At 49.7% G+C, this 15118-nt stretch carries 7 protein-coding genes; all 7 read left to right on the top strand.

Features of this window, described 5'->3' with window-relative positions; translation table 11 throughout:
- The first annotated feature begins 396 nt into the window (after window positions 1–396).
- Window positions 397–1287, top strand: coding sequence for a LysR family transcriptional regulator (locus tag O4H49_RS17460; RefSeq protein WP_269424730.1), 891 nt, complete (start codon window positions 397–399; stop codon window positions 1285–1287).
- 148 nt (window positions 1288–1435) lie between these two features.
- Complete coding sequence (locus O4H49_RS17465) at window positions 1436–2275, top strand: putative hydro-lyase (protein ID WP_269424731.1); 840 nt, start codon at window positions 1436–1438, stop codon at window positions 2273–2275.
- 20 nt (window positions 2276–2295) lie between these two features.
- A complete protein-coding gene (locus O4H49_RS17470) occupies window positions 2296–3330 on the top strand; it encodes a TRAP transporter substrate-binding protein (protein ID WP_269424732.1) in 1035 nt (344 codons plus the stop codon).
- A 134-nt stretch (window positions 3331–3464) separates the two neighbouring features.
- Window positions 3465–4040, top strand: a complete 576-nt coding sequence (locus tag O4H49_RS17475) for a TRAP transporter small permease subunit (protein WP_269424733.1) — start codon at window positions 3465–3467, stop codon at window positions 4038–4040.
- Window positions 4041–4054: 14 nt separating this feature from the next.
- Window positions 4055–5338 carry a TRAP transporter large permease gene (locus tag O4H49_RS17480; protein WP_269424734.1) on the top strand — a complete coding sequence of 428 codons (1284 nt, stop codon included), beginning with the start codon at window positions 4055–4057 and terminating at the stop codon, window positions 5336–5338.
- Between the two features lie 130 nt (window positions 5339–5468).
- Window positions 5469–9086, top strand: coding sequence for a hydantoinase B/oxoprolinase family protein (locus O4H49_RS17485; RefSeq protein ID WP_269424735.1), 3618 nt, complete (start codon window positions 5469–5471; stop codon window positions 9084–9086).
- Between the two features lie 657 nt (window positions 9087–9743).
- On the top strand, window positions 9744–15118 hold a 5375-nt coding region (locus O4H49_RS17490; protein ID WP_269424736.1), incomplete at its 3' end, for a beta strand repeat-containing protein.

The raw sequence follows: 15118 nt of genomic DNA on the forward strand, positions 1-15118 counted from the left end.
AAAACAGGGGAAATGACTTTGAGTTCTAATGACAATTTAACATACAAATGATATTATTAATGATTTATTGACTAACGTAGACAACTGAAAAGGGGTATTTATTTCAGCCTCAATATATTATTTGAAAATTTGACTTACTCCCACAAATCTTCCCCGCAACAAAAAACGTCTTAGACTGAAAAGTCTAAGACGTTTTTTGTTGCGGGGACAGGGTAACACCGAGATCCGGTTCTTGGATACCCCCTATTATGCTTATTTCAGTATTGAATTTACAATCTTTCACAATATTGCGTGTGACCAATCCCTGCTTCCGATAGATAATATTGGGTGATAGAGTTTTCTTTTTTCAAAATATTCATTCATATATTTGAGAAATATTTGATAAACGGTAATGGCATGAATCTGACACAGATAAAAACATTTCTATGGGTTGTAAAACTTGGCGGATTTCGAAAAGCGGCAGAAATTCATCACACCTCGCAACCCGCGATATCTGCCCGTATCTCAGCCCTCGAAGACTCTCTTGGTGTAGAACTTCTCGACCGCTCTCAAAGTGGCGTTCAGTTAACAAAAAAGGGCCAGGATCTATTAGAATACGCAGAACAGCTGATGTCTCTGGTCGATACGATTCAGGAAAAAATCGGCAACTCCTATGAACATGAATCCGTCTTGAGAATAGGTGTTTCAGAAACTATAGTTCATAGCTGGCTACCCAGATTTCTTGCGCGTTTGCGAGAGATTTATCCCCGTGTTGATGTCGAGCTGTCGGTTGATGTAAGCACGAACCTCAGAGATGCCCTTATATCGCACTCTCTCGATCTGGCATTTCTCATGGGACCTATATCAGAATACAGCATCAGCAATCTCGACCTGCCGTCATTCCCCCTATCCTGGTACAGTACCAAACACATCGAAAAATCCTTGATATCAAGCGATGCCAGGACAGTATTCAGTCAGTATCCTGTCATTACCTATGCGCGAAATACCCGCCCATACCTTGAAATAAAATCCGAGCTGTCCCGCCAGTACGGGACCAAAGCCAGAATCTTCCCGTCAAACTCTCTCTCCGCCTGTCTTCAGATGGTCCAGGATGGTGTCGGAATTGGAGCTTTGCCTAAACTTCTGGCCTCCCGGCTCGAGAAAAATGGCGAGATTGTAGAACTGGATGTCCCCTGGCACCCCAGTGCCCTTCAGTTCACTGTCTCCTATGTATCAAACTCATCAAACTGGCTTATAAAGTCTGCGGCTGAACTTGCCCAAAGCACGGCGAATAGCACCTCGATGTGATCATATTTTCTGATCGAAATTGATCATTTAATACGATTTGACTTGATCACACCTTCACAGCACCCTTGAAACATAAATCAGCAAGCCCACACAACTTCGCTGGCTATGTTGATCCAATGTTACAGAGAGAACACAGAGGGTAGCCGAAATGATCGCTGAAGGGTTCAAGCCAGAACAACAATATGAGACCTTGCGCAATTCCTCTGTTGAGACTGTCCGCAGAGCAATCCGGAATGGGAACTACAGAGGTCATACTGCCGGACTGGGAAAAGGTTTGTTACAGTGTAATTTGGTCGTTTTACCAGAACGCTATGCGGTCGATTTTTTTCGCTTCTGTCAACGGAACCCCAAACCCTGTCCTCTGGTTGGAGTATCAGAGACTGGAAGTCCGATGATGAAAACTCTGGGGGCAGACATTGACATCAGGACGGATGTCCCGGGCTACATCGTTTATCGTGAAGGACTGCCGGCGGAAGAAGTACCCAATATAATAGATCTCTGGCAGGATGATTTTGTCGCCTTTGCCCTGGGCTGTTCCTTTACTTTTGAACACGCTCTTATGCAAAACGGTATCGAGTTGCGCCATATCGAAACCAACCTGACCGTGCCGATGTTCAGGACCTCAATAAAGCTGCACGAAGCAGGGCCATTTTCAGGTGAAACAGTTGTATCCATGCGACCGATCCCCAGAAATGATGTCGAGCGGGTAGCGGCGATTTCCAGAAAATTTCCCTATGCACATGGCGCCCCAATCCATATAGGAAGCCCGGAAGAAATCGGCATTAAAGATATCAAATCCCCCGATTGGGGCAATGCCGTCGATGTCAGACCGGACGAAGTCCCGGTGTTCTGGGCCTGCGGCGTAACCCCGCAAAACGTTCTGGCACAGGCAAAACCAACAATCAGCATAACACACAAGCCGGGCCTTATGCTGATCACTGATGTCCCGGAAGACGCGGAAATACCCGTACTCTCACAACAACAATAAAAACTGAACAGGATAGGAAGATGAAAACAACATTAATGGTGGCAGCAGTCGCCCTCGGCACCTCCTTACTGACCACGCCTCTAAGTGCAGAAGAGCCTGTAGAGATCAAGGCGGTAGGTACCTGGGGAAATCTGACCAACTTTCAAAAACATGAAGGGCCTTTCTGGAATGATCATATCGGCCAGATAACGGACGGCAAAATAACCGGCGAAATCAAATCCCAGACCGAATTGGGCCTGAAAGGTTTCGAGATCATGCGCATGATCAAACTCGGTGTATTTGATTACGCTTATGGTCTCCCTGGGTATGTCGCGGCAGAAACGCCAGCTTTGGAAGGCCTGGACCTTTCAGCCTTAACCCAGGACATTGCAACACAACGCAAGGTATCAGACGCCTATTTTCCGGTTTTGGAAAAAGAGTTTGCCAGTGTCTATAATGCCAAGCTGCTTCAGCTGTATCCGTTCCCGAGCCAGACGCTCTGGTGCCGGGATGAGATAAAAAGCATCGCCGATCTCAAAGACAAGAAAATCAGGGTCTATTCGGCAACTCTCGGTGATTTTGTCGAGGGCGTGGGTGGGACCAGTGTCACGGTTCCTTTTGCCGAGGTCATCCCCGCACTTGAAAAGGGTGTCGTTGACTGCGGCATCACCGGAACCATGTCTGCATACAAAGCGAAATGGAACCAGGTTGCCAACTATGCCTATGTGCTTCGTGTCGGCTGGGGCATGGCATTTGGGGCGATGAATATGGATACCTGGAACAAGCTTGGTGCTGACAACCAGGCCACACTGGCCAAAGAGCTCTCCACAATGACAGATGCCATGTGGGATGAGACAGCTTCCGAAGATGAAATCGCCATTTCCTGTATTACCGGCGGGAAATGTGACATCGGGGAAGCCGGATCAATGGTCCTTGTCGAACCTTCAGAAGCCGACCTCATACAGCAGGTTGAGATCATGAACAGCGTTGTACTGCCACGTTGGGCGGAACGTTGTGGTGAAGAGTGCATCGACAACTGGAAGGAAACTGTCGGACCCGTTGTAGGTTTGCAATAGCCCCGGGTAGAATTACTCGAAGTACATTCGATCAATTCGTTCGTTAGGTCGCGTTGCCTGAAATTATCACTATTGCCTAATCCGGTAGCGCGATCTCTTCGAAAAGATGGGTAGATCCCCGTGCAGAAAGTAAGATGATGCTAGACAAACTCAATAAAAAAACAAAACGCTGCAGTCAGATCCTCGCCTGGACAGGTGGTGCCATGATCATCCTCTCCGCCCTGCTCGTCACACTTGAAGTTATCTTGCGTAAATTTTTCAACTTCAGCTTTGGCGGGGCAGACGAGATTGCAGGCTATGCTTTTGGGATAGCAACGAGCTTGTCTTTGTCTTTCGCCCTGTATGAGCGTGCCCACATCAGGGTAGATGCGTTCTATAATTTCATGCCCAGAATCATAAAAGTCATTTTGGATTTTATCAGTATCCTTCTGCTTGTGAGTTTTATCGCCGTGGTGTCCTACATGGCCTTTTTACTTCTGAGCGACACTATCGGGAGTGACTCACATTCAATTACCCCGCTCAGAGTTCCTTTATCCTATCCGCAAACTCCCTGGTTTTTTGGCTGGTTAGCCTGCGTGGTCAGTGGTTTTATTCTTCTGATTACCACTGTTCAGGCCCTTGTCAGAAAAGACCTCGCTCTCGTTCAGTCTCTCATCGGCATCAAATCTACAGATGAGCTGATAGACGATGAAGCTGTTGATCAGAAGTAACCAGGAAAAAACCAATGTTAACAAAAACCCTTCTTATTCTGATCGCCCTCATTGGATTGAGTGTACCCGTCGCCGCCGCCCTCGGATGGCTTGGGCTGACCCTTCAGTACTTTGACTCCCCCATGCCGCTCTATCGCGCCATCGGAGATATCTTCTGGCAAAACGGCACCGATTTTCTGCTCGTGGCCATTCCCATGTTCATTCTCCTTGGCGAAATACTTCTCAGATCCGGTATTACCGAGAAAATGTACGATGGCATGTCTCACTGGCTGGGATGGTTACCCGGTGGCCTGATGCACTCCAACATCGGTTCGAGCGCCCTTTTTGCCGCAACCTCCGGCTCCAGTGTGGCGACAGCAGCCACAATCGGGACCGTCGCCATTTCCCAGGTAGAAAAACGGGGATACAATGAACGACTGTTCCTCGGGACGATTGCTGCCGGAGGCACCCTGGGCATTCTGATCCCCCCCTCGATCAACCTCATCCTCTATGGCGTTTTGACAGACACCTCTGTTCCGGAACTGTATCTGGCAGGTTTTATCCCCGGCCTGTTGCTCGCCTTGCTGTTTATGTTGTCGGTCATCATCGCCTGTCTGGTTTTTCGGAAGTGGGGCGGTGAAGCTGTCGGTTCCAGCTTTAAGGAAAAAGTGCGCTCCCTGCCCGGCCTGATCCCCCCGCTCGCTATCTTTGTCGTTGTCGTCGGCTCAATCTACACCGGTTTTGCCACCCCGACAGAAGCAGCCTCTCTGGGCGTGGTTGCCGCCTTCATCCTTGCCTATTTCAACAAGGCCCTGTCCCTCGACATGGTTCGTGAAGCCGTCGAAGGAACCATGCGAACCACCGCCATGATCATGTTGATTATCCTTGCTGCGATTTTCCTTAACTTCGTTTTGTCGGTTATCGGCCTGACCGAACAGCTGTCTTCGTTCATCAATGATCTCAACTGGTCGCCTTTGCAGACAATGTTGATGATTATCGCATTCTATATCGTGCTGGGTTGCTTCATGGAAACTCTGTCCATGCTTCTGACAACGGCCCCGTTGATTACCCCCATCGTCGTCGGCCTGGGATATGATCCGGTCTGGTTTGGAATTCTGTTGATGGTTTTACTTGAAACAGCCCTGATCACGCCTCCCATCGGGATCAACCTCTATGTTGTCCAGGGCGTGCGAGGGCGCGGCCCGATGAGTGATGTCATGGCCGGTGTTCTTCCCTTTATCATCTCGATGTTTGTTATGATCGGCCTGTTGATCGCCTTCCCGGAAATCGCTCTTTGGGCCCCGAGCCTGTTTTATTAACGATCCTTCTCGATCCCCCGGCTGAAAGGTCCGGGATCAGCAAAAACACTTAACCGTCAAAACAACTTTTAGCGTCTCGCCACGATCCAAGAGTCGTGCGCGCTATATCGCCAGTACAAGGAGAATGAACATGTGGCAATTTTGGGTAGATCGTGGCGGCACCTTTACTGATATCGTCGCTCGTCAACCGGATGGTGGCCTGGTGACACACAAGCTTTTATCGGAAAACCCGGAGCAATACCGCGATGCCGCTGTTCAGGGGATCCGGAACATTCTCGGGCTCGAAAAAGGGGTGCCTATCCCTCCTGGCCTTATTGAATGTATCAAGATGGGGACAACGGTTGCCACCAATGCCCTGCTGGAGCGCAAAGGCGACAGGACGCTCCTGTTGATCACAGAGGGTTTCGCTGACCTGCTGCGTATAGGTTATCAAAACCGTCCAAAACTGTTCGACCTCAACATTGTTTTACCAGACCTGCTCTATGAGAGGGTCGAGGAAGTAAACGAACGGCTGGATGCCCAGGGGAACATCCTTTCTCCTCTGGATGAAGCTGCAGTCAGAGCCAGTCTGCAATCCGGATTTGATAGCGGGATCCGCTCCCTGGCGATCGCTTTGATGCACGGCTATCGCAATCCGGTACACGAGGCCAGAATTGCCGGGATCGCTACTGAAATCGGCTATAGCCAGATCAGCACCAGCCATGAGACGAGCCCCTTGATGAAGCTGATCAGCCGGGCCGATACAACGGTGGTTGATTCCTATCTTTCTCCGGTTCTAAAGCGATACGTGAAACAGGTCAGTGATGAACTCGGCGCCGAAAAAGGCGGCTGCGAACGTCTGATGTTCATGCAGTCCAACGGTGGCCTGACAGATGCCAAACTGTTCCACGGTCGCGATGCCATTCTCTCCGGCCCGGCCGGTGGGGTTGTCGGCATGGTCCAGACTGCGGCCATGGCAGACCTGGACAAGCTGATCGGCTTTGACATGGGGGGTACCTCGACAGACGTCTGTCACTATAACGGCGAGTATGAACGTTCTTTTGAAACCGAAGTTGCCGGTGTGCGCCTCAGAGCGCCAATGATGAGCATTCATACCGTTGCGGCGGGTGGCGGGTCTATTCTCTCCTTTGAAAACGGGCGCTTCCAGGTCGGACCGGAAAGTGCCGGGGCAGATCCGGGACCGGCCTGTTACCGCCGCGGTGGTCCTTTGACCGTTACTGATTGCAATGTTCTGCTTGGGAAAATCCAGCCGGACGATTTCCCGCATGTTTTTGGTCCAAAGGCAGACCAGCCCCTCGACCCAGAAATCGTTCGCAAGCAGTTCCTTGAGCTTGCCGGAGAAATCCAGATCCAGTCCCGGGCAGATACCCTTTTAACGCCAGAGGAAATTGCAGAGGGTTTCTTGCGCATTGCCGTGGAAAATATGGCAAATGCCATCAAGAAAATATCGGTTCAGCGGGGCTATGATGTCACCGGCTACACACTGAATTGTTTTGGCGGTGCCGGTGGTCAACACGCCTGTCTGGTCGCAGACACACTCGGGATGAAAAAAGTCTTGCTCCACCCCTTTGCCGGGGTCTTGTCAGCCTATGGCATGGGGCTTGCGGATATCAGGGCGATACGCGAACGGCAGGTTGAAAAAACGCTCTCCCCGAACACCCTGACAGACATCGAGCTTCTCTTTTCCGAACTTGGAAAAGAAGTCTGTCAGGAAGTGATAGACCAGAACATCGAGGGTAGTAAACTTCTGATCGAGCGTAAAGTTCACGTCCGCTATGAAGATTCACATCAGTCTCTCATTGTAAATTATGGTTCTTTTTCCGAAATAAAAGCACAGTTTGAGAACCAGCATCGCACAAGATACGGCTTCGTTGCGGAAAACAGGTCCCTGCTGATCGAAAGCCTTTCCGTCGAAGCCATCGGCCAGACGGAAAAAGCATCGGAAAGCGCAAGTCTGACCGGATCTCTGGCGCCGGTTCACCCTCAAAAAGATATCTCGGTATATTGCCAGGGCAAGGGCTGGAAAAATACCCCTCTCTATAGCCGGGACCTTTTACCTCCTGGCCAGAAGATCAACGGCCCCGCCGTTATTATAGAGAGTACGGGAACAAATGTCGTCGAAGACGGCTGGCAAGCAGAGGTAAACGATTTTGGCCACCTGATCCTGAGCCGGATTACAGAGCTTGATAAACAGCAGGAAGTCGGCCTCGATGCCGACCCGATAATGCTCGAGGTTTTCAACAATCTCTTTATGTCGATTGCCGAGCAGATGGGGGTTACCCTTGCCAACACGGCATATTCGGTAAACATAAAAGAGCGCCTTGATTTTTCCTGTGCCCTTTTTGGCCCGGACGGAGAACTGGTCGCCAACGCTCCACACGTTCCCGTCCATCTCGGCTCCATGGGGGAATCTGTGAAGGTCATCATCGCCAACAACCAGGGAAGAATGAACCCCGGTGATGTCTTTATGCTCAATGATCCCTTCAATGGCGGCACGCATTTACCTGATGTGACGGTGATCACACCCGTTTTTGACAAGACAGGACAGGACATTCTTTTCTATGTCGGCTCTCGGGGGCATCACGCCGATATCGGCGGACGCACTCCCGGCTCGACCCCGCCAGACAGCAAGCATATCGAAGAAGAAGGCATCCTGATCACCAACATCAAACTGGTTGATCAAGGAAGACTGCGTGAAGCCGAAACCTGTGCCCTGCTTGCTTCAGGCCCATATCCCTGCCGGAATATAGACCAGAATATGGCCGACCTGGTGGCCCAGATTGCTGCCAACGAAACCGGCGCCCAAGAGGTCCGTAAAATGGTTGAACACTTCGGACAGGATGTGGTTCAGGCCTACATGCAGCATGTTCAGGACAATGCAGAGGAATCAGTCCGTCGGGTTCTTGGAAAGCTGAACAGTGGCAGGTTCACCTATCAGATGGACAGCGGTGCCGAAATCAGAGTTGATATTTCTATCGATCATACCCTGAGAGAAGCTGTCATTGACTTCACGGGAACATCGGATCAGGACGCCGGAAATTACAACTCCCCCCTCGCCATTTGCAAAGCTGCCGTTCTCTACGTTTTCCGCACTCTGGTCGATGACGACATCCCGCTTAACGCGGGTTGCATGAAGCCTTTGCGGATTATCGCGCCAGAAGGAAGCATGATCAATCCCCGCTATCCTGCGGCGGTGATTGCCGGCAATACAGAGGTCAGCCAGTCCATTACCGATTCCCTCTATGGTGCCCTGGGCGTTATTGCTGGCTCTCAAGGGACAATGAACAATTTTGTCTGGGGAAATGATGTCTATCAGAACTATGAAACCATCTGTGGCGGGACCGGCGCAGGTCCTGATTTTGATGGTACTTCTGCTGTACATAGTCATATGACCAACACCCGGATGACCGACCCGGAAGTTCTTGAATGGCGCTTCCCTGTACTGGTCAAAGGTTTTTCAATCCGCAAAGGTTCCGGTGGACAGGGCCTGCAAAAAGGTGGTGATGGTATTATCCGCAAGCTGAAGTTTCTCGAACCCATGACCGTAACGGTTCTCTCCTCTCATCGGGAAACATCCCCCTTTGGGGTCGCAGGTGGCAGTCCCGGCGCCTGTGGACGCAATGCGGTTCTGCGCAACAGCGGCACGCTTGAAGAACTGAGGGGCAATGACGAGAGAAACCTTGCCGAAGGGGATATTTTTATCATGGAGACCCCCGGCGGCGGCGGGTTCGGCCAGGCTGCAGAGTAAATTATACACGTGAATATTCACACCCTGTGAACCTCGATGCATAAATTACCTCCCAAAGGAATCAACGCATCGAGAAACTGCGAAAATAGGGGAAACGGATACGTCCCAAACAGGTTTGTTTGCCTCCCTTCCCCTATTTTCGCCTTTTTTTGATTTGTACTCTTTTCTGTCTTTTGTGGGACATAAGTCTCATCTGGGAAAGCTTTGCCCGCGCCATCTACTCCTTTTTCCGCTTAGGCCTCTGTCCGAGAGAAGGATTTTCCTGACCATCGGGTCAGCCTAGATATACCGATGGCCGTGTATACTGTGCTAATTGTGGTGCCCTGGCATGAGCAGATCCACTGGCTGCCAGAGCACCGCAAGTTACCCAGACCAAAATCTTCCATGTGTAAGCTTTGTGATCATTCCTATTGCTCGTCAGAGAGGTAGAGGAATTTCAATGTCTGCTGCCCCTAAGATTATGCGAATTCCTAGAAACCATAAATGCCCTCGCGCAACACCACCAAAAAAAATATCAACAATAAATTAACGAATTAAATTATAAATCTCTTTCCGTTTAATATTATTATTTATACAACTTTTACGTCAAATTTTTTTATTCCAGCAATATCTTACTGAATCTATCAACAAACCATTCTAATCCCGGGGGGGAACATCATGCCAAATGACCAGATCACACCTGAAAACTTTACATTGATTGAAGGCGATGAAACCGGCAACACGCTTGTTGGCTCGGCAAATGATGATGTCCTCAGAAACCGTAACGGAAACTATGCCATCGCAGATAGCAATGACGTTGCTGTTTTCTCTGGCGCTCGTTCTGACTATCTGGTTGAGGACAATGGGGATGGCAGCTTTACGGTCATAGGCGGTGTTGATGGCCGTGATGTTGTGACAGGCATTGAAACGCTGCGTTTTGCCGATGGTGACTTTGACCTGACAACAGTGAATGGTCCGGAGGCTGTTGATGCCAGGATCGTTCTCTCTGATAGCTCTGCTGTTTCTCACAAGCTGAGCTTTGCTGATGTGGATCTTGGTGTTGAGAACAGCACCGAGGTGCTGAGCTTTAAAGTCATTGACGCCACAGATAACGGCAACAACAGCTTTACCCTGCAAAGCGGCGCCTTGGTGACGATCAATGCTGATGGTACCTACAGCTATGACCCGCAAGGATATTCAGGTCAGGACAACTTTACCTGGCGTGTGACGGACAGTACCGGGCTCTCTAAGGAGGCAATGATCGCGGTTGAGATTGGTGACAATAATGCTGAGAGTCTCGCAGCTGGTACTTCTGGTAATGACATTCTTGTAGGCGATGCCAATAGCACTGTGATTAACGGCGGTGCTGGTGATGATCTTATTGAAGGGGGTAATATTTCTGGCGCTCCGGTGGTTGTTAATTCAGTTGTACTTGACGGTAGTAATGACCTTTTTACCATTACGCCAACTGAGGGTGGTGATCGTACTAAATGGAGTTTCTCTACCTGGGTTAAGCTGGATAACTATGATGGAAGGGGAATTCTCTCCGTTATGGAAAATGCTCCAACATTGGAGCGCAATTGGGAAGGCGATCGTACATCCTTTGGTTTTGATGGGCAGGGGCGTCTGGACTTTTATGTAGCCGTAGATCCAACAACGATTTCAGGTGATGAACAGTACCATCGACTTACATCAAGTGCTGTTGTCGGTACCATCGGCGAGTGGGTCCACGTAAGTGCTGTGTATGATTCCATGGCCGCTGATGTCTCTGATCGCATGCAGATGTTTGTGAATGGGTCTAGGGTTACTGATTTTTCATTGAATACTAACAGCTTGCCCTTGGGGCATGAGTCAGAAGTCGGTATGGCTGGCGTTAAGCATGGTATTGGAGGTTTTGAACGCAACGGTACTCTTTATAGCCCGATTAATGGTGAACTCGCGGATGTACATCTTGTTGATGGGCAAGCAGCAGAGGGTTCGGTTTTTGGACAGCTTGATGAAAACAATAACTGGGTGCCATCAAGTTATGAAGGTACCTATGGAAGCAATGGTTTCCATCTGGATTTTTCCGATCCAGCCAACCTTGGATCAGATATCAGTGGCCAAGGAAACGACTTGACACTTCAGGGTGGTACCATACAGCAAGGGGACAGCGGTTATACCTTGCTAACGCCTCAAGGAGCAACACTATCAGGTGGAGCGGGTGATGATATTATCCGTGGCGGTTCAGGTGATGACACAATTGATGGTGGTGAGGGTGATGATCATATTACAGGTGGATTTGGTAACGATGATCTAATTGGAGGTCAGGGAAATGATTACCTCATCGGCGGTATCTCCGATGGACAAAATAGCTATGAGGTTGGCAGTGTCATAGCAGGTGATTTTGGAACAACCACGAATTTTTCCAAGCTATATAATGAGCCAGGAACTGTATGGCCTGGGGGCAATGCAAAGTCGGCTCAGGCCTATACAGGGGCAATAAGCTTGAGCTTTACTGCTTCAAGTGAAGGTGTTTCTAATCAAGACCACAAGATTATTGGATTTTCTCAAGATCCGGATACAGAAGCAAATGTAGATTTTGGCTTTTATCTTTTCCGGGATACAGGCCTCCAACTTTATGTAAATGGTCAATGGTTATGGCCTAATGGCAATCATATTACCTATGCCAGCGGAGATACTTTAACTGTTGAACGAACGGTTACTGGTACGATTAACTTTTATAAAAATGGTAGTTTGATAACGACTTCTTCTCTAGCTCCAGAAATACCACTTTATACAGAGGTTTCGATCTCTTATGCAGGTATTGGACTGCAAAACGTAAAAGTCAGTGATGCCAATGGGCAGGCTCAGCATGTCAAATGGTTGAGCGATGAAGCCTTGTCAGTAGCTTCTGCAGATGGGTTAACTGTTGAATACAAAGATATAAATAATGACGGTATTGAAGATGCGCTGTTTAGTGATACCAGTGGTTTAGTTTCTACCAGATTGGGTCTTGTTAACGGTGGTTTTGGCCAAGCTCAGGTTGTATCTCTCTGGCTTGATGGTGACGATGTTCTTAATGGTGGTGTTGGGGATGATTTGCTTGAAGGTGGGGCAGGTAACGACACGCTAAACGGTGGATCAGATAAAGACATACTCTCAGGAGGTGTAGGTAATGATGTTCTCTCCGGTGGTATTGGTCATGACATTTTCCTAATCGAACAAAATTCAGGGCATGATACCGTAAGCGACTTTGTTGCCGGGGCTGGAACGGATGATGTCATTCGTTTTATCGGCGGCAGCTTTGCATCTTTTGATGATGTAATGTTAGTAACAACACAGGTTGGGGCAGACACAGTCATAACCATTGATGCTGACAACACAATCACTTTGGTTGGTGTAACTAAAACGGACCTTCATCCCAATGATTTTGAGTTCTTTGATGTTGATGGAAACCCTTATGTCCAAGCTGGTACAGCAGAAGGAATAGTAACTGAAGATACACTTGCTACTGGCTCTGGTAATGACACAGAATCTCCGGTTCTTGGATCTTCTGTTGCCGGAGTGGTATCAGTTATCAGTGGTACCATTACTTCTAGCTCCTATGACGGAGCCCTGGGTGCTGCAACGCAAATTGGTTTAAACTGGGCTGCCAATGATGGAAGTTGGACCCTTACGCTTGATGCGAGTGGGGCCTATAGCTTTGTATTGTCTTCTGCGCTTTCTCATGTGGATACGACTGCTACTTTTGGGCAGGACCAGCTACAGTCTTCCTTTGGATATGTCGTATCAGGAGTTGGCAATCAGAGCGACAGCGGAAACTTACTCATTCAGGTAAACGATGATGGTCCACAAGCCGTTGACGACAACCTCGCCGCTATTGCAGAAGACAGCACTCTTATCATTGATGTTTTGGCCAACGACATTAGTGGAGCAGATGGTGTTGACCTTGTAACCGGCGTGGCGTTGATCACGCCTGCAAGCAAAGGTAATGTGACCTATAATGCAGATGGGACCTTCACCTATATAGCAACCCCCGGTGCCGAAGGCACTGACAGCTTCTCCTATGAAATCACCGACGGTGACGGAGATAAATCCCTTGCCAGTGTTACCTTGACAATTGATGCGGACAGTGTGCCAACCTTGGCTTCTGCCAGTGGATCAGTCAATGAATCTGCCCTGCCCACAGGCAGCAATCCGGCCAGTACCAGTGAAACCGCTTCGGGCACATTCACAGTAACAACAGGCAATGACAGCCTTGCTCTGTTCGAAATCCAGGATGCCCAGGGCAACTGGATTGATGTCACGACTGGTGGCAGCATCACCGGAACAAACGGCACTGCAATTATCAGCCTCAATGGCGGGATCTATAACTGGAGCTATACACTTGCGACGGCGACCGACCACAGCACGGCGACTGTTGCAGACAGTTTTGCTGTACGGGTAACTGACAGTGACGGAGACGAGGTCAGTGACAGTCTGTCCATTACCATTACTGATGATGCAGCAATTGCGACAGATGACAGTGCCCAGGTAGATGAAGGCGCCACACTCACGATTCCGGCTGTCGATGGTGTTCTTGCCAATGACCAGACCGGTGCTGATGGTGGTTTGGTCACTGCTGTGGCCACAGGCAACGGGGCACCGCAAAGCGTCAACATCGGCCAAGCTGTCGAAACATCACTGGGCTTTCTGACCCTCCATGCCGATGGTTCTTATCGTTATCTTGCCAAGACCGGGATCACAGCCAACGGGCAAGACAGCTTTACTTACCAGATCACAGACGGTGATGGAGACAGCAGCACAGCAATCCTGATCATTGATGTGACAGACAGCATCCCTTCTCCGGTAGCTCCTGACGTCAACCTAGTGGTTTCCGAGGACAGCCTGGCCACGGGATCAGGCAGTGACCCGGCGAATAGTAACGATAATGCTTCTGGCCTCCTGAACATTGCGAACGGCAGTATTTCTGGCAGCAGTTACAACGGCGCCCTTGGTGCTGCATCACAAAACGGACTGGGCTGGGCAGCTGATAATGGCAGCTGGAATCTGACGCTCGACAGCAGCGGGAACTATACCTTTACTCTGCTCGCAGCCATGGTGCATGGAGCCGCCGGGCAAACCTTCTCCAACGACCAACTCAGTGGTGCTTTTGGCTATACGGTCGACGGCAGCGGAGGTCCCTCCGCAACAGGGACTATTACCGTCGCGATCAACGATGACGGTCCTGTTGCGGTGATTGACCATGTGATTGCCAACGAAGGCAGCAGCCTGACAATTTCCGCGGCGAATGGTGTTCTCACCAACGACACTTTCGGTGCTGATGGTGGCACCAGCGTCACGGCGGTGGCCATTGGCACTGGTACTCCCTTGGCACTCAACATCGGCCAGCCCCTTGAAACGGCCTTTGGCTTTCTGACCCTCAATGCCGATGGCTCCTATCACTATGTCGCCAAGGCAGCTGTTGCCGGAGACGGTGTCGATAACTTTACCTATCAGATCACAGATGGCGATGGTGACGCTTCAACCTCGACACTGGCGATCGAAATCAACAAGGCTCCAGTTCTGGAGAGTTATGAGACAGGCTATATGGTCCCGGAAAGTACTGAAACAGCATTGTCAATTGCATGGGGACACCGTCCCGATGCAGTGGCCAATGCGACGATGTCAGATGGCCGTGTTATTTCAGTGTGGACTGCAGGGGATAATGTATATGGGCACTTTTCAAGCCCACAGGGGAATCCGATAGGGTCACCTTTTGTTTTGGATCACAAGTTATCCAATTTTCTGAGGAGTCCCTCCGTCACGGCACTGGAAGATGGCGGTTTCGTAACCACCTGGAATAATCTCTTTTACATCATTGACGGAGATCAGGGAGGAATCACAGCCCGCGCATTCAATGCCGACGGCTCTGCCAGAGGAGATGAATTCACTGTCAATGTTAACCCCGCAGGCGAACAATACGCACCTGTAACCACGGCCCTGGCTGATGGTGGTTACGCCATGACATGGAATGACTATGATGCCTTTGTTCGAATATTCAATGCAGATGGTTCAGCCAGATCAGGTCA

The sequence above is a fragment of the Kiloniella laminariae genome (assembly GCF_027214005.1).
In the GTDB taxonomy this organism is placed as follows: Bacteria; Pseudomonadota; Alphaproteobacteria; order Kiloniellales; family Kiloniellaceae; genus Kiloniella; species Kiloniella laminariae_A.

What these genes read in the sequence shown, in the direction of transcription:
- O4H49_RS17460 (WP_269424730.1), top strand. Translation starts at nt 397, where the DNA reads ATGAATCTGACACAGATAAAAACATTTCTATGGGTTGTAAAACTTGGC.
- O4H49_RS17465 (WP_269424731.1), top strand. Translation starts at nt 1,436, where the DNA reads ATGATCGCTGAAGGGTTCAAGCCAGAACAACAATATGAGACCTTGCGC.
- O4H49_RS17470 (WP_269424732.1), top strand. Translation starts at nt 2,296, where the DNA reads ATGAAAACAACATTAATGGTGGCAGCAGTCGCCCTCGGCACCTCCTTA.
- O4H49_RS17475 (WP_269424733.1), top strand. Translation starts at nt 3,465, where the DNA reads ATGATGCTAGACAAACTCAATAAAAAAACAAAACGCTGCAGTCAGATC.
- O4H49_RS17480 (WP_269424734.1), top strand. Translation starts at nt 4,055, where the DNA reads ATGTTAACAAAAACCCTTCTTATTCTGATCGCCCTCATTGGATTGAGT.
- O4H49_RS17485 (WP_269424735.1), top strand. Translation starts at nt 5,469, where the DNA reads ATGTGGCAATTTTGGGTAGATCGTGGCGGCACCTTTACTGATATCGTC.